Source organism: Pseudomonas sp. TH15 (assembly GCF_016651105.1).
In the GTDB taxonomy this organism is placed as follows: domain Bacteria; phylum Pseudomonadota; class Gammaproteobacteria; order Pseudomonadales; family Pseudomonadaceae; genus Aquipseudomonas.
Window position 1 is genome coordinate 1,293,014 of record NZ_JAEKEL010000001.1, and the last position, 23,643, is coordinate 1,316,656.

Genomic DNA, 23,643 nt, shown 5'->3' on the forward strand with positions numbered 1-23,643 from the left:
TATTGTCCGCATCACGCCAGCGATAGCACTTCACTGGCACTCGTACTAATAGCCGTCGCCATAAGCGACCGTGATTCCCGATAAGGACACTGCATGAAAAAGGTTCTGTTGTTCACCGCATTGGCGGCTGCCCTGACTGCGGGCCTGGCCCAGGCTAACGAGAAACTGGTGGTGGCGGCGACCCCGATTCCACACGCCGAGATTCTTGAACTGATCAAGCCAACCCTCGCCAAAGAAGGCGTGGATCTGGAAATCAAAGTCTTCACCGACTACGTTCAGCCGAACGTGCAGGTCGACCAGAAGCGTCTGGACGCCAACTACTTCCAGACCCTGCCGTACCTCAAAAGCTTCAACGAAGGCAAAGGCACCAACCTGGTCACCGTGATCGGTGTGCACGTCGAACCGTTCGGCGGCTACTCGAAGAAAGTCAAAACCCTGGCTGAGCTGAAAGACGGCGCAACCATCGCTATCCCTAACGAAGGCAGCAACAGCGGCCGTGCCCTGATCCTGCTGCAGAAGGCTGGCCTGATCGAGTTGAAAGACCCGAAAAACGCCCTGGCTACCCCAAAAGACATCGCCAAGAACCCGCACAACTTCAAGTTCAAGGAGCTTGAGTCCGCGATGTTGCCGCGTGTTCTGGACCAAGTCGACCTGGACATGATCAACACCAACTACGCACTGGAAGCGGGCCTGAACCCGGCTAAAGATGCACTGGTGATCGAAGGTGCTGATTCGCCTTACGTGAACTTCCTGGTCGCCCGTCCAGACAACAAGGACAGCGATGCCATCCAGAAACTGGCCAAAGCCTTGACCAGCCCGGAAGTGAAAGCCTTTATCGAACAGAAATACAAAGGCGCGGTACTGCCGGCGTTCTGATTCGACGCAGCAACAAACCCCTTCAAGGTATGAAAACGCCGATGGCCAGTGATGGTCATCGGCGTTTTTGTGTGTGCGATAGAAAAGCCGCTCACCCTAGCCCTCCCGAAACGTCGGACCGCCCGTAGGGAGAGGGGACTGATTGGGGGATGCTGTAGAGGTACGCCGACCTGATATGGCTGTACCGAATCCATAATCGACTCGATCTCTCAGGTCGGCGCATAACGCGAGACACCTCGGTCAGCCCCTCTCCCTACGGGCGGTCCGACGTTTCGGGAGGGCTGGGGTGAGGGTGCTCTTGATTCTCAGGCCACTTGAGCCTTCAACGCCCTGCGTAACGCCACCAACAACTTCACGATGTCTTGCGGGTCCAGCCGCTGCGGCACTTTTACGTCAGCCATTTTTCTCTTCCTTGTGATGGTTTGGCCGGGGAGTCTGGCCAAAAGCTGTCCGTCCTTGGAGGGACTTTTTGAAAAAAAGATCCCTCCTACAGTGCAAAGGAAAATAGTCGTCTTCCTTTGTCGCCGCAAATCCACGAGATAGTTTTTTGCGTGATATCAATATGCTTTAACGGTATTTAAATTCTTCTTTTTATACCTTTAAAGTCGGTGCCTGCCGGGTGGTTATCCACCGCCCATGGACTGCACCACCGTCGCTTACCGAGCGGCGTCCAGGATGTTCAATGACCTTCGATTACGCTTTTATCCTCAGCACCCTGCCGGCGTTTCTCAAAGCCGTGGGCGTGACGCTGCAGGTTGGCTTCATTGCCATCGGCACCTCGCTGCTGGTGGCGCTGATCAACGCGACGATTCTGGTGTTGCGCACGCCTTACTTGCAGCGCCTGGTCGGGCTGTACGTGGAGCTGGCGCGCAACACGCCGCTGTTGATCCAACTGTTCTTCGTCTATTTCGCCTTGCCGGCCCTGGGCATCAGCGTTTCCGGGTTCGCGGCGGCGATTATCACCATGACCTTCCTCGGCGGCGCTTACCTCACCGAAGTGCTGCGCGCCGGGGTCGATGCCGTACCGCAAGCACAACTCGAATCCGGTCGCTCCATTGGCCTCTCTCACGGGCAATTGTTGCGGTACGTGATCCTGCCGCAAGCCGGGATTCTCAGCCTGCCGTCGCTGTTCGCCAATTTCATTTTCCTGCTCAAGGAAACCACCGTGGTCTCGGCGGTGGCGGTGCCGGAGATTCTCTACACCACCAAAAGCTACATCGCGCTCTACTACAAAACCTACGAAATGCTCGCCGTGCTGACGCTGATTTGCGTGCTGTTGTTTTTGCCGCTGTCGCTGCTGCTCAGCCGTCTGGAAAGGAGGCTCCAGCATGGCCAGTTCGGGTCTTGAGTTGCTGTGGGTGTCGTTGCCGCAACTGGGCAAGGGCGCTGCGCAAACGTTATCGATTTCTTTTCTGAGCATCGCTATCAGCACCGTCGGCGGCGTGCTCTACGGCGTGTTGCGCACACTGAATTCAAAATGGCTGAACGCGATCCTGCGGATCTATCTGGAGCTGTTCCGGGCGATCCCGGTGTTGGTCTGGCTCTACCTGCTGTTTTTCGGCCTGCCGATTTTCTTTGGCCTGAGCATTCCAAGCTTCTGGTGCGCGGTGCTGGTGCTGTCGCTGTGGGGCGCCAGCGAGGTGGGCGAAGTGGTCCGTGGCGCATTGCTTTCGTTGCCTCGCGGGCAACGTGAGGCGGGGTTGTCGATTGGTCTGAACGGCCCGCAACTGTTTGGCTACGTACTGTTGCCCCAGGCGCTGAAACGAATGACGCCGCCGACCATCAACGTCTACACGCGAATCATCAAGACCAGTTCCCTATCGGTGCTGATCGGTGTGGTGGATGTGATCAAGGTCGGCCAACAGATCATCGAGCGTACTTACGAATCGGTGCTGATCTACGGCGCACTGTTTCTGTTTTTCTTTTTCATCTGCTACCCGCTGTCGGCCGCTTCGCGCGTGCTGGAGCGGCGCTGGACGCAAGCATGAGCGCATTGATCGAGTTCAAGGGTTTCAACAAGTTTTTCGGCGAGCAGCAGGTGCTCAACGAGATCGACCTGCAAGTAAAGTCAGGCGAAGTGATCGTCATCCTCGGCCCCAGCGGCTGTGGCAAAAGTACCTTGCTGCGCTGCCTCAACGGATTGGAAGTCGCCCACAGCGGCAGCTTGAAATTCAACGGCCGCGAGCTGCTGGACAAGGGCACCGATTGGCGTGATGTGCGGCAGCAGATAGGCATGGTGTTCCAGAGTTATCACCTGTTCCCGCACATGAACGTGCTCGATAACTTGTTGCTCGGCCCGCTCAAAGTACAAAAGCGCGAACGCCGTGAGGCTCGTGCCCAGGCAGAAGCGTTGCTTGAGCGCGTCGGCCTGCTGGACAAGCGCGACGCCTTCCCGCGTCAGCTCTCCGGTGGCCAGCAGCAACGCATCGCCATCGTCCGCTCGCTGTGCATGAACCCCAACGTCATGCTGTTCGATGAAGTCACCGCCGCCCTTGATCCGGAACTGGTCAAGGAAGTACTGGAAGTGATTCAGGGCCTGGCCCGCGAAGGCATGACGCTGTTGATCGTCACCCACGAAATGGCCTTCGCCCGGGCGGTGGCCGACCGCATCGTGTTCATGGACGCCGGGCGCATCCTCGAACAAAACCCTCCCGAGCTTTTCTTTACGAACCCGCAAACCGCACGAGCGCAGCAGTTCCTGGAGAAGTTCTCCTACGTCGAAGCCCTGCCCAAAAAGACTCAAACAAAGGAACTGGAACTGCTATGAAAACTGCCAAGTCTTCACTCTTGCTACTGCCGCTGTTCGGCCTCGCGCTGCTGGCCGGCTGCAACAAAACCGATGAACCCGCCAAGCCAGCGGCCACCAGTGCCAGCGCGGCCCCGGCGGCCAGCTACCTGGAAAAAATCAAGGCACGGGACAAGTTGATCGTCGGCGTGTTTACCGACAAACCGCCGTTCGGTTTCGTCGATGAGGCCGGGCGCTACGTTGGTTTTGATACCGACATTGGCCGTCAATTCGCCAAGGATTTGCTCGGCGATGAAAACAAAGTCGAGTTCGTCGCGGTGGAACCGGCCAGCCGGATTCCATTCCTGCAAAGCGACAAGGTCGACCTGATCCTGGCCAACATGACCGTCACCCCGGAGCGCAAGGAAGCGGTGGAATTCACCAACCCGAACCTCAAGGTTGCGGTGCAGGCGCTCGTGCCGCAGGGCAGCTCGGTGAAAAATCTTGATGACCTGGCGAGCCGCACCACCATCGTCACCACTGGCACCACGGCCGATATCTGGCTGACCAAAAACCATCCGGACTGGAAACTGCTGAAGTTCGAGAAAAACTCCGAGTCCCTGCAAGCCCTGGCCAATGGTCGTGGTGATGCCTATGCCCAGGACAATCTGGTGCTGTTCAGTTGGGCCAAGCAAAACCCTGGCTACCGTGTGCTGGAGCAGACCTTGGGCGCAGAGGCACCGATTGCGCCGGCGGTGAAGAAGGGCAACATCGAACTGCGGGACTGGGTGAATACCGAGTTGGCGAAGTTGGGTGAAGAGAAATATCTGCTCAAGCTGTACGACCAGTACGTGCGTAAAGAACTGAGCGATGACACCAAGCCTGAGAGCGTGATTGTTGAGGGTGGGAAGTGGCAGGGGTGATGACCTGACCGATGCGGTGATCTTTCGTCGCCTTCGCGAGCAAGCCCGCTCCCACATTGGACCGCGTCCGCCTGGGCAACTCGGTCAACTGTGGGAGCGGGCTTGCTCGCGAAAGCGGTTTATCAGGCGCCGCTCAATCCGGCCAATACCACGCCGGCTCATCCAGCATCCGTTGCCCGACAATCCCGGTCTGACCCAATGTCTTCTCCAGCACAATGCAATTGCACTCCGGATCTTCCTGCAACGCCGAGATCAGCCGCCGCGCATGGGACACCACCCACACCTGACACTGCTCGGACGCACGGATAATCAACCGCGCCAACGCCGGCAGCAGGTCCGGATGCAGACTGGTTTCCGGCTCGTTCAGCACCATCAGTGTCGGCGGCCGAGGCGTCAACAGTGCCGCGACCAACAGCAAATAACGCAACGTCCCGTCCGATAACTCCGCCGCCGACAACGGCCGCAGCAACCCTTCCTGATAAAACTCAATCGCAAACCGTCCGCCCTGCAACGGCGCGATGTTCAATCGCGCGCCGGGAAATGCATCGCTGATGGCGGCCTGCAAGGCGTCCGGGTCACCGATTTCGCGAATGGTCTGCAACGCGGCAGCCAGGTCGCGGCCGTCGTGATGCAACACCGGCGTGCGAGTGCCCAGTTGCGGCTGGCGCACCGGGGCATCGGCATCGCTGCGAAAGTGATCGTAGAAGCGCCAGCGGCGGATGAACTCACGTAGCTGCATGACTTCCGGTGAGGTGCGAAAGCTGCCGACCTGATCGAACAAGCTGTCAAAATTCGGCGTGTGCTGGGCCAGCACGTCCCAGTTGCGCCCTTCACGGGCGCGAATCATCGGGCCTTCGCGGTCCACCAGCAGACTGGCGGGGCGGTAGAACGGTCCGGACCAGATGCATTCCTTTTTGATTTCCGGGTCCATGGAAAAGTACGACAGTGTTTTTTCAGGCAGGCCCAAGGCGATGGCGTAGCTGAAGTCCTCAGCGGCAAACCCCAGGCGCAAGCGTTTGACGCCATGACGCACGCTGGCCTCAATCGGAACTTCACCACTGCGCATGCGCCGGGTGATGGTTTCCGGGCCGGCCCAGAACGTCGAATCCAGCCCACCCTCACGGGCCAGCGCATTGACCACGCCGCCCTGAGCGGTTTCCGCCAGCAGGCGCAGCGCGCGGTAGAGGTTGGACTTGCCGCTGCCGTTGGGGCCGGTGATCAGGTTCAGCCGACCCAGCGGGATCACCAATTTATTGATCGAGCGGTAATTGGCCACCGCGAGGGTTTTGAGCATGAAATTCCTTCTCTTGAGGCGACCACTGCAGATACCGTCTTGCCCCTCATCGGGCAAGTGCAAATTTCGGGTCAAATGGTTGGCCCGATTTTAGAACGGCGTAAACGAAATGCAGCAGCTTGCGCATCGCTGCACAGATGATCTGCTTGGGAGCCTTGCCGTTGGCCTTCAGGCGATCCTTCATGGCGATTATCGCTTCGTTGTGCTTCAGCGCCACCAAGCTTGGCATGTACAGACCAGCCCGAACCCGTGCCGAGCCGATCTTCGAAATCACAGTTCGCCCCTTGAGCACCCCTGAGTCCTGAAGCTTTGGGTTCAACCCAGCGGCAGCGACCAGTTTGCGAGGATCGTCATATTTGCGCAGGTCGCCCAGTTCGGCCAGCAGCCGTTCAAGCGTTTTCTGTCCGATGCCGTCGATGGTGACGATCAAGTCACGCATCTGGCGCATGTCCGGGTCATCGTCGATGTGTTTTTTGATCGCCTTGTGCGTTTCAGCGATCTCTTTTTCGATGTGGCGCAGCACAGAGTTGATCGAGTCTTTGACCTTCTCGTCGGACACATCCAGTCGATTGAGCTCCATTCGCTCCATCTCCTGAAGGTCGTCCAACCGCCGCACCATCGCCTTTAGCTGGCGATACTTCAACGGCTCCGGCGCCCACAGTTGAAGCTTCTCAGCCTTTTCCCGAGCAAAGTCAGCGATCAGTTTGGCGTCGCTTTTGTCGGTTTTGATCCGGCGTAACTCGCTGCCGGCGTAAGCGCTGGTCGTGGACGGATTTACAACACAGACCCGGTAGCCCCTGTTGTAAACAAACTCGGCAAGTTCCAGGTGATACACGCTGGTGGCTTCCATCACGATCAGGGACGAAGGCTCGACCTGCTTGTTCAGCCAAGCTTCAAACTCTTTGAAACCCTTCGGGTCGTTGGCCAGTTTGGCTTTGGTTTTGTGTTTACCGTTTGGCAGGTGGGTGGCGATATCAAAGGTGTTTTTAGCGATATCGACGCCGACGAAATTGGACATGACTGTCTCTCCATTGATCCGTTTTCGATCATCACTGCACTCTGTCCAACCTTGCGAATGCGGGCTCTCGCCAAAGACGGGCCCAAGATACCGTTCGAACTATATGAGTGAGTGTGGAGGGCAGGAGCACGATCTACATCACAGGCAAAAAGCCTAAGGAGCTGCACGGCTTCCAAGTCCCTCCCTCGATGATCAGTCGAGAACTATCGCTCCTGACGGAGCGATAGTCGAGATACAAGGAGCTGCCACGGTAAATTCAGCATCATACGAGCGAACGTTGAACCCTGTTCTAAGCTCACAGTCGTATCGTCACTTGCACGTTCGTACAACGAAAAGGAGTCTGCATGGCGGGTACCGGGTTGAAAATAATAGTGGGCCTGGGCGTCTTCGCTCTGCTGTCCGCCTGCGGCGATAAAAAACCGGTCGAGAAAGACCTGCCGCGTGTCTTCGTGCAAGCCGTCAAACCCGCGGATTACGCCGCTTCGGTGACCCTCACCGGCGACGTCCAGGCCCGCGTGCAGACCGAGTTGTCGTTCCGCGTGGGGGGCAAGATCATCCAGCGCATGGTCGATGTCGGTGACCGGGTGTCGGCCAAACAAGTGCTCGCCAAACTCGACCCGAAAGACCTGCAGACCAACGTCGATTCAGCCCAGGCCCAAGTCGTCGCCGAACAGGCGCGCGTCAAACAGACCGCCGCCGCGTTTGTCCGCCAGCAAAAACTCCTGCCCAAGGGCTACACCAGCCAAAGCGAATACGATGCCGCCCAAGCCGCATTGCGCAGCAGCCAGAGCGCCCTGACCGCCGCCCAGGCGCAACTGGCCAATGCCCGCGAACAACTGAGCTACACCTCGCTGATCTCTGATGCGCCAGGCATCATCACCGCGCGCCAGGCCGAAGTCGGCCAGGTGGTGCAAGCCACGGTGCCGATTTACAGCCTGGCCCGGGACGGTGAGCGCGACGCGGTGTTCAACGTCTACGAATCGCTGCTGGCCGAGCCGCCCTCGGATAAATCGGTGGTGGTCAGCCTGCTCGACAACCCCGCGATCAAAACCACCGGCACCGTTCGGGAAATCACCCCGGCGGTGTCCGCGCAGACCGGCACCGTGCAGGTCAAAGTCACCCTCAATGGATTGCCCGAAGGCATGCAACTCGGTTCGGTGGTCAGCGCCACCGCCAAGACACCGGGCAAATCCGCCGTGGAATTGCCTTGGTCAGCCCTGACCAAAAACCTCAGTGACCCGGCCGTGTGGCTAGTGGACGCTGACGGCAAAGCCCAATTGCACACTGTCACCGTTGGCCGCTACCTGACCGGCAAAGTGATCATCAGCGGCGGTCTGGAGGGTGGCGAAAAAGTCATCATCGCCGGCGGCCAGTTGTTGCACCCGGGAATGAAAGTCGAGATCGCCGAAAACACCTATAAGGATTTGGCACCAGGAGCCCAGCCATGAAGCGCCTGATGCTGTTGTCCGCTGGCCTGCTGTTGGTAGCCTGCTCAAAAAAAGAACCGCCGCCCGAACCGGTGCGTCCGGTGTTGTCCATCGAAGTCAAAGCGTTGAATCAGGAAGAGCTCGGACGCTTCGCCGGCAGCATCCAGGCCCGTTACGAAAGCAATGTCGGCTTTCGCGTGCCGGGTCGTATCGCCAGCCGTAATGTCGATGTCGGCGCTGAAGTCGAGAAGGGCGCCTTGCTTGCCACCCTCGACCCTACCGATCAGCAGAACCAATTGCGCTCGGCCGAAGGCGATCTGGCACGCATCCAGGCGCAATTCATCAATGCCCAGGCCAGCGCCCGACGCCAGCAAGAACTGTTCAATCGCGGAGTCGGCGCCCAGGCGCAACTGGACATCGCCCAGACCGACCTGAAAACCACTCAGGCGTCCCTCGATCAGGCCAAGGCCTCGGTCAGCCAGGCCAAGGACCAGCTCAACTACGTCGAACTGCGCACCGATCACAAAGCCATCGTCACTGCGTGGAATGCCGAAGCCGGGCAAGTGGTCACCGCCGGCCAGCAAGTGGTGACCCTGGCGCAACCGGATATCAAGGAAGCGGTGATCGACCTGCCCGACACCTTGGTCGATCAGTTGCCAACGGACGTGGTGTTCCAGGTCGCAGCGCAACTGGACCCGAGCATCACCAGCACCGCGACCATCCGCGAAATCGAACCCCAGGCCCAAAGTGCTACCCGTACACGTCGCGCCCGGCTGACCCTGGCTGATACGCCGCCGGGTTTTCGCCTCGGCACAGCGATCAGCGTGACCCTCAGCTCGGCGATCAAACCGCGCATCGAATTACCGCTCAGCGCCCTGCAAGAGGTCGATGGCAAAACCCGCATCTGGATCATTGATCCGCAGAACCAGACCGTTGCCCCAAGGGACGTCAGCCTGATCAGCCGCACCGATTCAACGGTGGTGCTGGCCGACGGCGTGAAGTCCGGTGAGCGTGTGGTCAGTGCCGGTGTGAACAGCCTGAAACCCGGGCAAAAAGTCAAAGTCGACGAGGGCAGCCCACAATGAAAGGGAGTTTCAACTTATCCGATTGGGCCCTCAAGCATCAGTCGTTTGTCTGGTATTTGATGTTCGTTGCGCTGCTGATGGGCGTGTTCTCGTACATGAACCTCGGCCGCGAGGAAGACCCCTCGTTCACCATCAAAACCATGGTCATACAGACCCGCTGGCCGGGCGCGACCCAGGAAGAAACCCTTAAGCAGGTCACTGACCGCATCGAGAAAAAACTCGAAGAACTCGACTCCCTCGACTACGTGAAAAGCTACACCCGACCCGGAGAATCGACGGTGTTCGTGTACCTGCGCGACACCACCAGTGCCAAGGACATTCCGGAAATCTGGTACCAGGTGCGCAAGAAGATCAACGATATTCGCGGCGACTTCCCCAAAGGCCTGCAAGGGCCGGGGTTCAACGACGAATTCGGCGATGTGTTCGGTTCGATCTACGCCTTCACCGCCGACGGCTTGTCGATGCGCCAGTTGCGCGATTACGTGGAACAGGTGCGAGCGGCGATCCGCGATGTACCGGGGCTCGGCAAGGTCGAGATGGTCGGTGAGCAGGATGAAGTCCTCTACCTGAATTTCTCCACCCGCAAACTCGCCGCGCTGGGCATCGATCAGCGCCAAGTGGTGCAGAGCCTGCAATCGCAGAACGCCGTGACCCCGGCCGGGGTGATCGAGGCCGGACCGGAGCGGATTTCCGTGCGCACCTCCGGGCAGTTTGCGTCCGAGAAAGACCTGGCCAACGTCAACCTGCGGCTCAACGACCGTTTCTATCGCCTGGCCGATATTGCTGACATCAGCCGTGGCTACGTCGACCCGGCGACGCCAGAATTTCGCTTCAACGGTCACCCGGCCATCGGCCTGGCGATTGCGATGAAGAAGGGCGGCAACATCCAGGAATTCGGCAAGGCGTTGCATCAGCGCATGACCGACCTGACCGCCGACCTGCCGGTGGGCGTGGGTGTACACAACGTGTCCGACCAGGCCGACGTGGTGGAAAAAGCCGTCGGCGGCTTCACCAGCGCGTTGTTCGAAGCGGTGGTGATCGTGCTGATTGTCAGCTTCATCAGCCTCGGCGTGCGCGCCGGGCTGGTGGTGGCGTGCTCGATTCCGCTGGTGTTGGCGATGGTCTTCGTCTTCATGGAATACAGCGGCATCACCATGCAGCGGATTTCCCTCGGTGCGTTGATCATCGCCCTCGGTCTGTTGGTGGACGACGCGATGATCACGGTCGAGATGATGGTCACACGCCTGGAAATGGGCGAGACCAAGGAGCAGGCGGCGACGTTCGCCTACACCTCGACCGCGTTCCCGATGCTCACCGGTACGCTGGTGACCGTGGCCGGTTTTGTGCCGATTGGCTTGAACGCCAGTTCGGCCGGCGAGTACACCTTCACACTGTTCGCGGTGATCGCCGTGGCGATGCTGGTGTCATGGGTGGTCGCGGTGCTGTTTGCCCCGGTAATTGCCGTGCACATCCTCAGCACCAATGTGAAACCGCATTCCGCCGAGCCGGGTCGCATCGGCCGGGCGTTCAATGGCGGCATGTTCTGGGCCATGCGCAATCGCTGGTGGGCGATTGGTATCACCGTTGCGTTGTTCGTGGCGTCGGTATTTTCCATGCAATTTGTGCAGAACCAGTTCTTCCCGTCGTCCGACCGCCCGGAAATCCTCGTCGACCTCAACCTGCCGCAAAACGCCTCGATAGGCGAGACGCGCAAGGCTGTGGACAAGCTCGAAGCCACGCTCAAGGACGACCCGGACATTGTGCGTTGGAGCACCTACATCGGTGAAGGTGCGATCCGTTTCTACCTGCCCCTGGACCAGCAATTGCAGAACCCGTACTACGCGCAACTGGTGATCGTCAGCAAAGGCCTGGAATCGCGCACCGCGCTCAGCCAGCGCTTGCGTGAGCGGCTGCGCAAAGACTTTGTCGGCATCGGCAGCTACGTCCAGGCGCTGGAAATGGGCCCGCCGGTGGGGCGGCCGATTCAGTACCGGGTCAGCGGCAAGGACATCGATCAGGTGCGCAAGCACGCGATCGAACTGGCCACCGAGCTCGATAAAAACTCGCACATCGGCGAAATCATTTACGACTGGAACGAACCGGGCAAAGTCCTGCGCATCGACATCGCCCAGGACAAGGCGCGGCAACTGGGGCTGTCGTCGGAGGACGTGGCCAACCTGATGAACGGCATCGTCGTCGGCTCGCCGATCACCCAAGTGGACGACGATATCTACCTGATCAACGTCGTCGGTCGCGCCGAAGACGCCGAGCGCGGTACGCCGGAAACCTTGCAAAACCTGCAAATCGTCACGCCGGGCGGCACCTCGATTCCGCTGCTGGCCTTCGCCACGGTTCGTTATGAACTGGAGCAGCCGCTGGTCTGGCGTCGCGACCGCAAACCGACCATCACCATCAAGGCTGCGGTGCGCGATGAGATCCAGCCGACCGACCTGGTGAAACTGCTGAAACCGTCCATTGACGCCTTCGCCGAAAAACTGCCGGTCGGCTACAAGGTCGCCACTGGCGGTACGGTCGAGGAAAGCGGCAAGGCCCAAGGGCCGATTGCCAAAGTGGTGCCGTTGATGCTGTTTTTGATGGCGACCTTCCTGATGATCCAGCTGCACAGCGTGCAGAAGATGTTCCTGGTGGCGAGTGTTGCGCCGCTGGGGCTGATCGGCGTGGTGCTGGCGCTGATCCCGACGGGCACGCCGATGGGCTTCGTGGCGATCCTCGGGATCCTGGCGCTGATCGGCATCATCATTCGTAACTCGGTGATTCTGGTGACGCAGATCGATGCGCTGGAGAAGGAAGGCCTTGAGCCGTGGGATGCGGTGGCGAAAGCAACGGAACATCGTCGCCGGCCGATTCTGCTGACGGCGGCGGCGGCGAGTTTGGGGATGATCCCGATTGCGCGGGAAGTGTTCTGGGGGCCGATGGCTTACGCGATGATTGGCGGGATTATCATCGCGACATTGCTGACGCTGCTGTTTTTGCCGGCGCTGTATGTGGCCTGGTACAAAATCCGCGAGCCGAAGAAGGACTCATCGCCAGCGTCCCATTGATTTTGCTTGTTACACCTTTGGGAATGATCCGACTTACAGCTCACGGGTAATGCGTTAACGTCCCTCCTCCATTTGGAAGAGGGACGTCTGATGTCGATCGCTACTTGCTGGATGCGCCCGGTGCTGTTGATCGTCGCGCTGTGCCTGTCGCCTTCGGCGTTGGCCGATACCGTGCTGGAGAACTCGCTGTGGCGGGTGCAGATCGATCTCGCGACTCTGGCTGTGGGTGTCACCCCGGCCGACAGTCCGACCGTTCAGGCCTCGGCGGGCGTTGTCGCCCACAAGGTCAGCGAGCAGGTGCAACGCGGCAATCGCATCGACTGGCAATGGGACGAGGGCGCCTGGTCCCTCAGTGTTGCTCTGGATCAGCGCGACCTGTCCTTCTCGATCACGGCGCGTGAGCCTGCGGAGCTGGAGTTCCTGCGCCAACCCGCCGAAGCCATGGGCAAAGGACTGATCTGGCCGTTGGCCGAGGGGCATTACGTGCCCCGTGGCGACGCCGTGTGGCGAAAGTTTTTGACGAGTCAGGGCGCGTTCAACACCACCCAGGACCTCAGCCTGCCGCTGTGGGGCGTCCAGCACGAAGGGTTCAACCTGAACTGGTTGCTGACCAATCCCTACAACAATCAACTGCTGTTCAGCGCGCCAAGCGATGTTTTGGCGTTGTCTGCGCGGCATCAATTCACATCCCTGCAGCCTTCGACGCCGCTGACGTTCACCCTGTTTCTGGGATCGACGGACCCGTTGGCGGGCGCAAAACGCTATCGACAATGGCTTATCGATAACGGGCGCTATGAAACCTTGAGCAGCAAGCTTGAGCAGACCCCGCAGGCGAGCAAATTGCTGGGTGCGAGCCATGTCTACCTGTGGGGCAACGACTTGCTGGGGCAAAAAGATGTGCGCGACTGGCCAGCGCTGCTCGACGGGCTACGCGGCCCTGGAGCGCTGGTGAGTGAATTGCGCGCTGCGATGGACCCTGAAGCGGTACCGATTCTCGCCACCAGAACGGCGTTGAATGGCTATCAGAAAACCGTGTTGTTGCGCAGTTTCAACCGTGCGTTGAACACTCAGGCGCGCAAAACCTGGCAGGCCCGAGCCGTGCCCGACATGCAGGCACTGGCAGACGGTTATGGACAGTTGCGGGCGCAAGTCATCGATACCTTCGCGGACGCCTTGACTGCCGACCCGCAGCAGTGGGGCAGCACCCTGTCGCTGGAGACGCTGGCGCAATTGCAAAGGGCCGGGTTGTCACGACTGTGGCTGGGTCTCGGTGAGGGCTGGGAGGGCGGTCTTTGGCATCCCGAAACGGTACGCCAAGGCGTGGCCGCCGGTTATCTGGTGGCGCCGTACGACTCTTATGAAACGGCGTTGACCACCACTGAAAACCCGGACTGGACCACTGCGCACCTCGGCTCACGGGCCAATCTTGAGTGTGCGATTGTCTTGAACGGCGGCGCCTTCAAAAGCGGTTTCCAGCAATCCGGGCATTACACCGATCCGCGTTGCGTGCGGCCGTTGCTCGAGGCTCGCATCAAAGCCGTGCAGGCCAAGACCGGGTTCAATAGCTGGTTTCTCGATGCCTACGCCACCGGCATGCTGTTCGACAGCTATCGCCCCGGCGCCAGCATGACCCAGGCGCAAAACGCCGAGGGCAAAGTCCTGGCGTCACGCTGGATCAACCAGGTGTTGCAACTGCCAAGCGGTTCCGAGGATGGTAATGCGACCACCGCGCAAGGGGTGCTGTTTACACATGGCATGCAGACGCCAGTCATCGGTTGGGGCGATGTCGACATGAGCAAGAACCCCGAATCGAAATACTTCACGGGCAAATGGTATCCACCGGAGCAACCGGCAGTGTTCTTCAAGTCCGTGCCGATGAAAGAGCCCTATCGGCGCATCCACTTTGACCCGACCAGCCGTTTGCCGCTGTACCAGGCGGTGTTCCACGGATCGGTGATCACCTCGCATCATTGGTTGTACGACAGCCTGAAGCTGAGCAACGTGCGGGTGGACAACGAACTCATGCAATTGCTTTACAACGTGCCGCCGCTGTATCACCTGAGTGCGGCGACGCTTGCGCAGCGGTTGCCGTTGATTGCCCGGCAGGATGCGTTTTTCCGTCCCTTGCATGAACGTCTGGCGACTCAGGCGCTCGTTGATTTCCAATGGCTGAGCGCGGACCGCCGAGTGCAGCAGACTTCTTTTGAGGACGGCACTCGGCTGCTGGCCAATTTTGATCAGGCTGCGCGCGAGGTGCGCGGGCAGACTTTGCCCGGCGCAAGCATCACGGTGGTGACACCTGAAGGAGCGGTCAGTCACTACCGCGTGCAGACCTCGCCTTGACTCAGTGCTTACGCCAAACACTCGCCAACCAAGGCTGCTGCTCGCGCGGCAACCCCGCCGGCCGGTAGTAATGCTCCAGCTCCACAAACCCGGCCTCGGTCAGCAACGCCTGCCACGCCTGTAAGTCGTGATACGCCCCATACCGCGGCCCATTCCAGCCTTCCTGATTCTCGCCACGCGGATTGGAACTGAACAACACGCCACCTGGTTTCAATGCCCCGTGCAGTTGCGTCAACACCCGAGGCAATTCCTGGCGGGGGATATGAAACAGCACCGCGTTGGCAAAAATCCCGTCAAAGCGCTCCGCCGGTAGATCAAGTTTCAGGAAATCCTGCTGCCAGACCTCGCAACCGCTGTCCTCTCGGGCCATCTGCGCAAACTTCTCCGAACCATCGAGACCGACAGCGGTGTGGCCCATGCGCGTGAAGGTTTGCAGGTCACGACCCGGACCGCAGCCGAAATCGAGAATGCTGAACGGCGCTTCACCCTGGATGTGCCGCAGCAACGCGTCGATGTTCTGGCTCACATCATGATCGCGTGTCCCCTCGCGAAAACCTTCGGCCACCGAGTTGTAATGGCCCAGGGTGGTGGCGGTGATTTTCTGGAGGTCGTCGGGGGTCTGTTTCATGGTCGGCTGCGCAGGCAATGTGGGTTTGCCGAATATACGCCATCAAGCGGGGAGGGCTAGCTGTCACAGGGGAACGCATTCCAACGGTGAGAGCTAGCCTTCTAGCGAGAGCGGTTGCGAAAGCGCTGCATAAATCCCGCTTTGCTCAACGCTTGTCCAACCCCCGCGCCAACCGATCCCCACCCAATTGAATCACCGCCACCAGCGCCACCAGCAATACAATCACCGTCAGCATGACCTGGCTATCAAAGCGCTGATACCCATATCGATACGCAATGTCCCCCAGCCCACCGGCCCCAATCGCCCCGGCCATGGCCGACGAGTTGATCATCGTCACCAGCGTAATGGTGAAGCCGCCAACAATCCCCGGCAGCGCCTCAGGCAACAGCACATGCCAGACGATATGCCAGCGCCGGCAACCCATCGCTTGCGCGGCTTCGATCAACCCGTGATCGACCTCGCGCAAACTGACTTCGGCAATCCGCGCAAAGAACGGTGTGGCGGCAATGGTCAGCGGAACGACGGCCGCCCAAACACCATAGGTGGTGCCGACGATCAGCCGGGTAAACGGAATCAGCGCCACCATCAAAATCAGAAAAGGAATCGAGCGAAACAGATTCACGAACGCGCCCAATACGAGGTTCAGCAGGGGCGCTTCGTAGATGCCACCCTTGTCGCTGGTGACCAGAATCACCGCCATCGGAATCCCTGCCAGCAGCGCGATAAGCGACGACACGCCAACCATCAGGAAGGTGTCGATAAAACCCTGAAGCAAGCGATCAAACCACATAACCCAGCACCTCCACCTGTTGCGCCCAGTTGCCGGCACGTTGACGCAATTCCTCGGCGCCCAGGGACGAGCCTGTCACCGCCAACAGCAATTGCCCCAGCGCATGACCCTGAATCCGCTCGACGCCACCCTGAAGCAGGCGCACGCGGCCTCCGAGCGCGGCGAACAGCGCCGCCAGATCCGGTTCATCCGTCGCGCTGCCGGTGAATCGCAAACGCAGCACTACGGCCTCATCCGAGGATTGTGGTTGCGCGCGCAAACGGCTTTGCAGTTCTTCCGGCAAGGCGTGTTGCAGCGGTGCGAGCAAGGTCTTGCTGACCTCATGCTGCGGGTTGCCGAAGACTTCCCACACCGGCCCTTGCTCGACGACACCTCCGTGTTCGAGCACCACGACCCGGTCGCAGATATCGCGAATCACCGCCATCTCGTGGGTGATCAGCACAATGGTCAAACCCAGGCGCTGATTGATCTCGCGCAACAGGCCGAGGATCGATTGAGTAGTCTCTGGATCAAGCGCCGAAGTCGCCTCGTCGCACAGCAAAATCTCCGGGTCATGCACCAACGCGCGGGCAATGCCAACGCGTTGTTTCTGCCCGCCGGAAAGCTGCGCCGGGTAAGCCTTGTGCTTCTCTTGAAGGCCCACCAGTTCCAACAGTTCGCGGACCTTCTTTTCGCGCTTGTCCTTCGGCACCCCCGCTACTTTCAACGGCAACTCAACGTTCTGCCAAACGGTCTTGGCCGACATCAAATTGAAGTGCTGAAAGATCATCCCGATCCGCCGACGCAACGCCACCAAACGGTCTTCATCGAACTCGCCAATGTCCACCTGATCGATCAGCACTCGGCCCGTGCTCGGTTGTTCCAGGCGGTTGATGGTGCGGATCAGCGACGACTTGCCGGCACCGCTACGACCAATGATGCCAAACACTTCGCCACGCTGGATCGCGAGGTCGATGCCATGCAACGCCGCCACCGGCCCTTGCTTGCCGTTATAGGTTTTGCCCAGCCCGATGAAGCGCACATGGGCGCGGTTGAGCTCCGGGTGCAGTTCAGTTTGATCAGCATTGTGGGGCTCTGGAATATCCAGTCGCCGTTGGATAGCGGCCGTCATTTTCAGCTTTCCCAACCAGCTTGATAGAGCTTGCCGTGAGCCTTATCCAGCGCTGCCCGAACGGCTGGCGAATGTTGGTAGATGTCGACGAATTTGATCAGGCGCGGGTCGGTTTTGCTTTTTGGCTGGATCACGAACTGAATCACGTATTCCTTGTGATCGAGGCCATCGAACAGCAGCGCCGAGCCGGCATCGAAAGTCTTCGACAGGCGGATGTAGGCCGGGTAGCCCTGGACCAGGTCGGCGTCGTCGTAGGCGCGGACCAGTTGCACGGCTTCGACCTGGAGGATTTTGATTTTCTTCGGGTTGGCGATGATGTCTTCTTCGGTGGCCTTGTACCCGACACCCGGTTTGAGGGTGATCAGCCCGGCTTTGGCCAGCAGTTGCAGCCCGCGACCGCTGTTGATCGGGTCGTTGGCGATGGCGACGGTGGCGCCTTGCGGGAGTTCGTCGAAGCTTCTGTATTTCTTCGAGTAGAGGCCGACGTTATTGATGATCCCCGGCGCAAACGGCACCAGGTCAAAACCGGCGGCAGCCTTGGCGTTTTCCAGGAACGGAATGTGCTGGAAGTAGTTCACGTCGATGTCGCCGGCGGCGAGGCTGACGTTCGGCGCGATCCAGTCGCTGAACTCTACGAGCTCGACTTTCAGGCCTTGTTTGGAGGCTTCTTCGACGGCGGCTTCCAGCGGGATGGCGAAGGCGGCGGTGGTGCCGACTTTCAGCGGCGCTTCGGCGGCGAAGGTGACGGAGCTGAAGAGGCCGAGGGCCAGGGCCAGTGCTTTGACTGGGTGGGTCAGGAGTTTCTTGGTCATCATGGCTTTCCAGTCAATTATTTAATGTGTGCACGCATTTGTGGCGAGGGAGCTTGCTCCCGCTGGGCTGCGAAGCAGCCCCCAAACCATTCAATAATGGTGTGTCAGGTAAAACCGGTGCGCAGGTTTTGCGACTGCTTCGCAGCCGAACGGGACGGTGCGGCGATCCGACAAGCCCCCTCGCCACAGAGATCAGCGGCGGAACGCTGCGCCTGTGTGTTGCTCCGGCAAATGCGCCTCACCGTGAAACAGCTTCTCGCGCAGGCTGCCGCTGTCGTAAGCCGTCTTGTACGACCCTCGCCGCTGCAACTCCGGAATCACCAAATCGATGAAATCCACATAGCTTTCCGGCGTGACAATCCGCGTCAGGTTGAAACCATCCAGCCCGGTTTCGGCGATCCACGATTCCAGCTCATCGGCCACTTGCTGAGGCGAGCCGACCACGGTGATGTAGCGGCCACCGAGGGCGTGCTGCTCAAGCAATTTGCGTCGGGTCCAGTCGTTGTTTTGCAGGTTTTTGGTGGCTGACTGGATCGCGTTGCTCTTCACGTACTGGATCGGTTCGTCGATCTCGTACTGGGAAAAATCGATCGCAGTAGACGCCGAGAAATGCGCCACACCGGCCTCGGCACTGGCGTAGCTGAGGTACTCGGCGTGCTTGGTCCAGGCCAGTTCCTCGGTGGCGCCGACGATGACGTTCAAGCCCATGAATACCTTGATGTCCTCAGGGTTGCGCCCGGCCTCGACGGCGCTGGCGCGGACCTTGTCCACTTGCACCTTGGTCGACGGTTTGTTCTGGCCGCTGATAAACACGCACTCGGCGTGGCGCCCGGCGAACAGCAAACCGCGATCCGAGCTGCCAGCCTGGAACAGCACCGGTGTGCGCTGCGGCGACGGTTCGCAGAGGTGATAACCCTCGACTTGATAGAACTCACCCTTGTGTTCGACCTTGTGCACTTTTTCCGGTTGGGCGTAGATCCGCTGCTTGGGATCGTTGAGCACCGCGCCGTTTTCCCAACTGCCTTCCCAGAGCTTGTAGAGCACTTGCAGGTACTCGTCGGCCTGGTCGTAGCGGCGGTCATGTTCGACTTGTTCGCTCAGACCCATGGCCTTGGCGGCGCTGTCGAGGTAGCCGGTGACGATGTTCCAGCCCACGCGACCACGACTCAAATGGTCGAGGGTCGACATGCGTCGGGCGAATAGATACGGCGGCTCGTAAGTCAGGTTGGCGGTGAGGCCGAAGCCGAGGTTTTTGGTGACGGCGGCCATAGCCGAGACCAGCAGCAAAGGATCGTTGACCGGCAACTGGATCGACTCTTTGAGCGGCACGTCCACCGAGTTCTGGTAGACGTCGTACACGCCGACGATGTCGGCGATGAACAAACCGTCGAACAGACCACGTTCCAGCAGCTGAGCCAGTTCGGTCCAGTATTCGATGGTTTTGTATTCGGTGGAGTTGTCCCGTGGATGCGTCCACAAGCCATGGTTGATGTGCCCGATGCAGTTCATGTTGAACGCGTTGAGCAGGATCTTTTTCTTGGCGTCGGCCATCAGATCGTCCCCCGCAGCGGCGGGTTTTCATCGTTGAGGTAGTAATTGCCGACGGCGTGATACTTCCAGCGCACCGGGTCGTGCAGGGTGTGCACCCGAGCGTTGCGCCAGTGGCGATCCAGACCGTGTTCGATCAGGGTCGCCTGGCTGCCGGCCAGTTCGAACAGCGTGCTGCCGGCGGCGAGGGAAATTTCGGTGCTGATGGCCCGGGCTTCAGCGACAGCAATCGATGCCGCTGCGACCGTCTCGGCGTTCATCTCTGCCTGGGCCTTGTCGAGGAATTCGCCGGAGCGTTCCAGCAGCGCTTCGGTGGCGTGCAGACGAATCGCCAAGTGGCCGAAGCTCTTGATGGTCAACGGGTCATCGATGGCTTTTTCATGGGTGGCGTCAATCCACGGCCGGGTTTTGGTGCGCACGAAGTGCAAGGCATCTTCGTAAGCGGCGCGGGCGATGCCGGTGTCGATGGCGGCGTGAAGAATCTGCGCCAACGGGCCAACGGTGGTCGGGCGTTCGAAGGCACTTTGAAACGGCATCACGTCTTCGGCGGCGACGTAGACGTCTTCGAACACCACCGAACCGCTGCCAGTGGTGCGCTGGCCGAAACCGCTCCAGTCATCGATGACGGTCAGGCCTTTGCTGTTGTGCGGCACGAACGCCAGTTGCTGCACGCCGTTTTCATCCACCACCGAGGTCGGGATGCGCTGGGCGTAAATCGCGCCAGTGGCGTAGAACTTGCGGCCGTTGATGCGATAGCCGTCACCGTCGCGCTTCAGGCTGGTGACGCGGTCGTGGGCGGTTTTGGTGCCGAGTTCGGCGAGGGCATTGCCGAAGCGCTGGCCGGCCAATACTTCGGCGTACAGGCGTTTTTTCTGCGCCTCGCTGCCGTTCACGCGAAGCACTTCGAGGGCGTAGAAATGGTTCTGCGGGATCTGGCCAAGGGAGCCGTCGGCCTGGGCAATCAAGGCGATCACTTTGGCCAGGGTGACGTTGGAAACCTCGGCGCCGCCGTACTCCTTGGGCACGCTGATGCCCCAAAGGCCCGAACGGGAAAACACTTCCAGTTCCGGGTGCGGTAAACGACGTTCGCGGTCGCGCAGGGCGCTGTCGCGTTTGAAATCTTCGGCCAGGTCACTGGCGACGATCAGGGCTTGCTCATCGCTGGTTATGACCGCGACGTGGTGAGAAAGAGTCATGTGTTTCTCCAGAGGTCTGGTCAAATCCAGGAGTGGCGAGCGGGTAGCGTGCCGTTGAGGTGGTAGGTGCCAACGGCGTAATACTTCCAGCGAACGGGGTCGTGCAGCGTGTGCACGCGGGCGTTGCGCCAGTGACGGTCGAGGTTGAATTCGGCAAGGGTGGCGCGGCTGCCGGCCAGTTCGAAAAGCTTTTCGCTGGCCAGCAGCGAGATCTCGGTGGTCAGCACTTTGGCTTCGGCCACGGCAATCGACGCACGGGCAGCGGACTCGGCGGTGAGCGGCGCGGCGTTGACCTGATCGAGCACCTGCCCGGCCTTGCGCAGCAGCGCTTCAGCGGCGTGCAATTCGATTTTCAGTTTGCCGATGTCGGCGATCACGTACAGGTCGTCGCTGGCCCGTTCGACCTTGGCGTCGATCCATGGCCGAGCGCGGGTTTTCACGAATTCAATGGCGTCGTCGATGGCGCCGCGAGCGATGCCGGCGTCGATGGCCGCTTGAATCAGTTGCGATACGGCGCCCTGGATGTTCGGGCTGTCGTTGATCTTCCAGTTATCCACCACCAGCTCGGCGTCGACCCGCACGTTGTTGAGCAAAATGGTGCCGCTGGCGGTGGTGCGCTGACCGAAGCCCGACCAGTCATCGACGATGCGCAAACCCGGTGTGCCACGGCGGACGAAGGCCAGCACTTGCTTGCCGTCATCGTTCAACGCCTTGACCGCTACCCAGTGAGCGAACAGCGCACCGGTGGAATAGAACTTCTGGCCGCTGACGACAAAACCGTCGCCGTCAGCAGTGATCCGTGCCTTGAGTTCGAGGGTGTTTTTGGTCCCGCGTTCTGGCCCGGCATTGCCGATGCGCCAGCCTTCGAGCACGCTTTTGAACAGCTGTTTTTTCTGCGATTCCGTGGCGCTGCCGAGTACCAGGTTCAGGATGCCGAACTGGTTCTGCGGGATCTGCCCGAGTGCCGGGTCGGCCGCAGAAATGATCGCGAACACCTCGGCAATAGTGACGAACGAAACCTGCGGGCCACCGTATTCGCGCGGGATGGCAATGCTGCCCAGACCGCTGCGGGTGAATTGTTCGATTTCCGACCACGGCAGCTTGCGCTGCTGGTCACGTTTGGCGGCTTGCAAAAGGGCGACTTGCGCCAGTTCGTGGGCAGCCTTGATGGCTTGTGCGTCGTTGCGCAAAACCTGCGCGGGCAACAATAGGGGGGCGATATCCAGATCACTCTGGACGATTGCATCTGCCAGATTGGACATCAGCGCCACTCCTTGGCTGCACGCAATGCCCTGGCGTTCTGCACTGGGGTGATTGTGTTCCGGACCATACCTACCTCACATCTCATGGAAACGCCGCAATCAATGCGGCGAACGAATAACAAGAATGTCCGGTGGTCCGGTGCATATACCCTAAGCGTGTATAAATAATTAATAAACTAACTTTTAGGAATATGCATAGAAGGGGTGATGGTCGGGTTGGTTAACAATTTTTACCTGCGCCGACGCGACCCCAGTGGCAAGGTGATTTTTGTGGGTGAGATGATTTTGTGGTGAGGTGAGTTTTGTGGGTGAGATGATTTTTGTGGTGAGGTGATTTTTGTGGCGAGGGGATTTATCCCCGCTGGACTGCGCAGCAGGCCCCGCTTTTAATCAGGAAGGCGCGCTTTGCGCCCCAACGGGGATAAATCCCCTCGCCACAGAATCTCCTCACCATTAAAGATCGGTGTTAAGGCTTGCGGGGTTCGGCGGCTTTGAGTTCGGGCCTCAGTGGCACTTTCAGATAAGGATTGGCACAGCCGATCTTCAACATCCGCGGTGGCGCCCAGCGGGAGTTATTGCCCACGCGGTCGAGGATGCAGTAGGTCACTTCCAGGCGAAGATCTTCGCCCGCTTCGAGGATGATCGCCGGCGGCACCCAGACCTGGATCGGCTCGCCGATGTCGCCAGCCTTGAGCTTGGGCAGGTCCATGCGCACGTCGCCCCAGCGCAGGGTGATTTCGTCGTCGATGGCCATGTTCAGGTAGGGCTCGATAGTCAGCGGCACGCCGCGTTTGATCTGGTTCGGGTTGACCCCCTGGCGGCGAATGGTTTCGGGAATGTTCACTGGCGCCAGGCCCTGGTTTTCATCGCCGGACGCGGCAGGCGACAGGCCGCCCGGGCAGTCGAGCTTGATCTGCACTCGTGTCGCCAGCGATAGCGCCGGGTCTTGCCCAACTTGCATGACACGGTAGTGAATACGTGCCGAACCGCTGATGACGAAGCTTTCCGGCACCCGCAGGCTGACCGCGTTGTCCACATCTTCGGCCGTCAGGACATGGGAGGCGACGTAGCAGTTGTTCCAGAACAACTCGATCAGATCCCCCGAGTCCATGCCGAAATAGGGCTGCACGTCGACCAGCAGATGCGCTGCCGCTGCCAGGTTGATGCCGGTTTTTTGCGCTGGCGCCAAAGTCGGCGCTGCGAGTTCGAGGGTATGCGAAGTGCGAGTCATCGGTTTCTCTCCTTGAAGCGTTGCAACGAAGTCCGTTTCTGAAAAAACAAATGGCGTGAATTAACAGGCAATACAACAAGGCGCTTTGGGGTTATCAAAGTGTTGTTGAGTTAATGAAGTGGCGCCGCTTGGCGACTAGATAAGAAGAAGCGCGCAGAGGAGTCAATAGAAGGGCTTAGTTAATCCGTGAATTACGGTTTAATCAGAAGTTTCCTACGTTGACGAGGCAATCTGCCTAGATGTGCTGGCGAATCGGGCTACAGTTTGCGGGGTGTTTTGTTGCGTTCACTGCTCAGTCGTTTGCACCTTGAC

Annotated in this window: 19 protein-coding genes; 9 read left to right on the plus strand and 10 right to left on the minus strand. The window is 59.6% G+C overall.

Features of this window, described 5'->3' with window-relative positions:
• The first annotated feature begins 93 nt into the window (after positions 1 to 93).
• The 5 genes from JFT87_RS05870 (at position 94) to JFT87_RS05890 (ending at position 4,524) form a co-directional block, all read left to right on the plus strand.
• Positions 94 to 876 carry a MetQ/NlpA family ABC transporter substrate-binding protein gene (locus JFT87_RS05870; protein ID WP_201199637.1) on the plus strand — a complete coding sequence of 261 codons (783 nt, stop codon included), beginning with the start codon at positions 94 to 96 and terminating at the stop codon, positions 874 to 876.
• A 682-nt stretch (positions 877 to 1,558) separates the two neighbouring features.
• A complete protein-coding gene (locus JFT87_RS05875) occupies positions 1,559 to 2,224 on the plus strand; it encodes an amino acid ABC transporter permease (protein ID WP_201192451.1) in 666 nt (221 codons plus the stop codon).
• Entirely contained in the window at positions 2,205 to 2,864 is a 660-nt protein-coding gene (locus JFT87_RS05880) for an amino acid ABC transporter permease (protein ID WP_201199639.1), read from the plus strand. The genes JFT87_RS05875 and JFT87_RS05880 overlap by 20 nt, the downstream gene beginning before the upstream one ends.
• Positions 2,861 to 3,643 (plus strand): amino acid ABC transporter ATP-binding protein, encoded by a 783-nt coding sequence (locus JFT87_RS05885; protein ID WP_201199647.1) that lies wholly within the window; start codon positions 2,861 to 2,863, stop codon positions 3,641 to 3,643. The genes JFT87_RS05880 and JFT87_RS05885 overlap by 4 nt, the downstream gene beginning before the upstream one ends.
• Positions 3,640 to 4,524, plus strand: a complete 885-nt coding sequence (locus JFT87_RS05890) for a transporter substrate-binding domain-containing protein (protein WP_201199649.1) — start codon at positions 3,640 to 3,642, stop codon at positions 4,522 to 4,524. Before JFT87_RS05885 ends, JFT87_RS05890 begins: the two co-directional genes overlap by 4 nt.
• A gap of 133 nt (positions 4,525 to 4,657) precedes the next feature.
• Here the strand turns inward: JFT87_RS05890 and JFT87_RS05895 are convergent, their stop codons facing one another.
• Both JFT87_RS05895 and JFT87_RS05900 read right to left on the minus strand, forming a co-directional pair.
• Positions 4,658 to 5,818, minus strand: coding sequence for an AAA family ATPase (locus tag JFT87_RS05895; RefSeq protein WP_201199651.1), 1,161 nt, complete (start codon positions 5,816 to 5,818; stop codon positions 4,658 to 4,660).
• Positions 5,819 to 5,864: 46 nt separating this feature from the next.
• Positions 5,865 to 6,836, minus strand: coding sequence for an IS110 family transposase (locus JFT87_RS05900; protein ID WP_201199653.1), 972 nt, complete (start codon positions 6,834 to 6,836; stop codon positions 5,865 to 5,867).
• 344 nt (positions 6,837 to 7,180) lie between these two features.
• On the opposite strand from JFT87_RS05900, the gene JFT87_RS05905 reads away from it, so the two are divergent.
• The 4 genes from JFT87_RS05905 (at position 7,181) to JFT87_RS05920 (ending at position 14,753) form a co-directional block, all read left to right on the plus strand.
• On the plus strand, positions 7,181 to 8,284 hold the full coding sequence (locus tag JFT87_RS05905; RefSeq protein WP_201199655.1) for an efflux RND transporter periplasmic adaptor subunit: 1,104 nt from the start codon (positions 7,181 to 7,183) through the stop codon (positions 8,282 to 8,284).
• Positions 8,281 to 9,348 (plus strand): efflux RND transporter periplasmic adaptor subunit, encoded by a 1,068-nt coding sequence (locus tag JFT87_RS05910; RefSeq protein WP_201199657.1) that lies wholly within the window; start codon positions 8,281 to 8,283, stop codon positions 9,346 to 9,348. Before JFT87_RS05905 ends, JFT87_RS05910 begins: the two co-directional genes overlap by 4 nt.
• A complete protein-coding gene (locus tag JFT87_RS05915; RefSeq protein WP_201199659.1) occupies positions 9,345 to 12,410 on the plus strand; it encodes an efflux RND transporter permease subunit in 3,066 nt (1,021 codons plus the stop codon). Before JFT87_RS05910 ends, JFT87_RS05915 begins: the two co-directional genes overlap by 4 nt.
• 90 nt (positions 12,411 to 12,500) lie before the next feature.
• Positions 12,501 to 14,753, plus strand: coding sequence for a glycoside hydrolase (locus tag JFT87_RS05920; RefSeq protein ID WP_201199661.1), 2,253 nt, complete (start codon positions 12,501 to 12,503; stop codon positions 14,751 to 14,753).
• Between the two features lies 1 nt (position 14,754).
• Here the strand turns inward: JFT87_RS05920 and JFT87_RS05925 are convergent, their stop codons facing one another.
• The 8 genes from JFT87_RS05925 to JFT87_RS05960 form a co-directional block, all read right to left on the minus strand.
• On the minus strand, positions 14,755 to 15,381 hold the full coding sequence (locus JFT87_RS05925; RefSeq protein WP_201199663.1) for a class I SAM-dependent methyltransferase: 627 nt from the start codon (positions 15,379 to 15,381) through the stop codon (positions 14,755 to 14,757).
• A gap of 145 nt (positions 15,382 to 15,526) precedes the next feature.
• Positions 15,527 to 16,171, minus strand: a complete 645-nt coding sequence (locus JFT87_RS05930) for a methionine ABC transporter permease (protein WP_201199665.1) — start codon at positions 16,169 to 16,171, stop codon at positions 15,527 to 15,529.
• The gene (locus JFT87_RS05935; RefSeq protein WP_201199673.1) at positions 16,161 to 17,282 is read right to left on the minus strand and encodes a methionine ABC transporter ATP-binding protein; all 1,122 of its coding nucleotides are present in this window, start codon (positions 17,280 to 17,282) and stop codon (positions 16,161 to 16,163) included. Before JFT87_RS05935 ends, JFT87_RS05930 begins: the two co-directional genes overlap by 11 nt.
• A 2-nt stretch (positions 17,283 to 17,284) precedes the next feature.
• Entirely contained in the window at positions 17,285 to 18,094 is an 810-nt protein-coding gene (locus JFT87_RS05940; protein ID WP_201199675.1) for a MetQ/NlpA family ABC transporter substrate-binding protein, read from the minus strand.
• Between the two features lie 192 nt (positions 18,095 to 18,286).
• On the minus strand, positions 18,287 to 19,645 hold the full coding sequence (locus tag JFT87_RS05945; RefSeq protein WP_201199677.1) for an LLM class flavin-dependent oxidoreductase: 1,359 nt from the start codon (positions 19,643 to 19,645) through the stop codon (positions 18,287 to 18,289).
• Complete coding sequence (locus tag JFT87_RS05950) at positions 19,645 to 20,838, minus strand: SfnB family sulfur acquisition oxidoreductase (RefSeq protein ID WP_201199678.1); 1,194 nt, start codon at positions 20,836 to 20,838, stop codon at positions 19,645 to 19,647. Before JFT87_RS05950 ends, JFT87_RS05945 begins: the two co-directional genes overlap by 1 nt.
• 20 nt (positions 20,839 to 20,858) lie before the next feature.
• The gene (locus JFT87_RS05955; protein ID WP_201199679.1) at positions 20,859 to 22,100 is read right to left on the minus strand and encodes an SfnB family sulfur acquisition oxidoreductase; all 1,242 of its coding nucleotides are present in this window, start codon (positions 22,098 to 22,100) and stop codon (positions 20,859 to 20,861) included.
• Positions 22,101 to 22,566: 466 nt separating this feature from the next.
• A complete protein-coding gene (locus JFT87_RS05960; protein WP_201199680.1) occupies positions 22,567 to 23,331 on the minus strand; it encodes a hypothetical protein in 765 nt (254 codons plus the stop codon).
• Between the last annotated feature and the right edge of the window lie 312 nt (positions 23,332 to 23,643).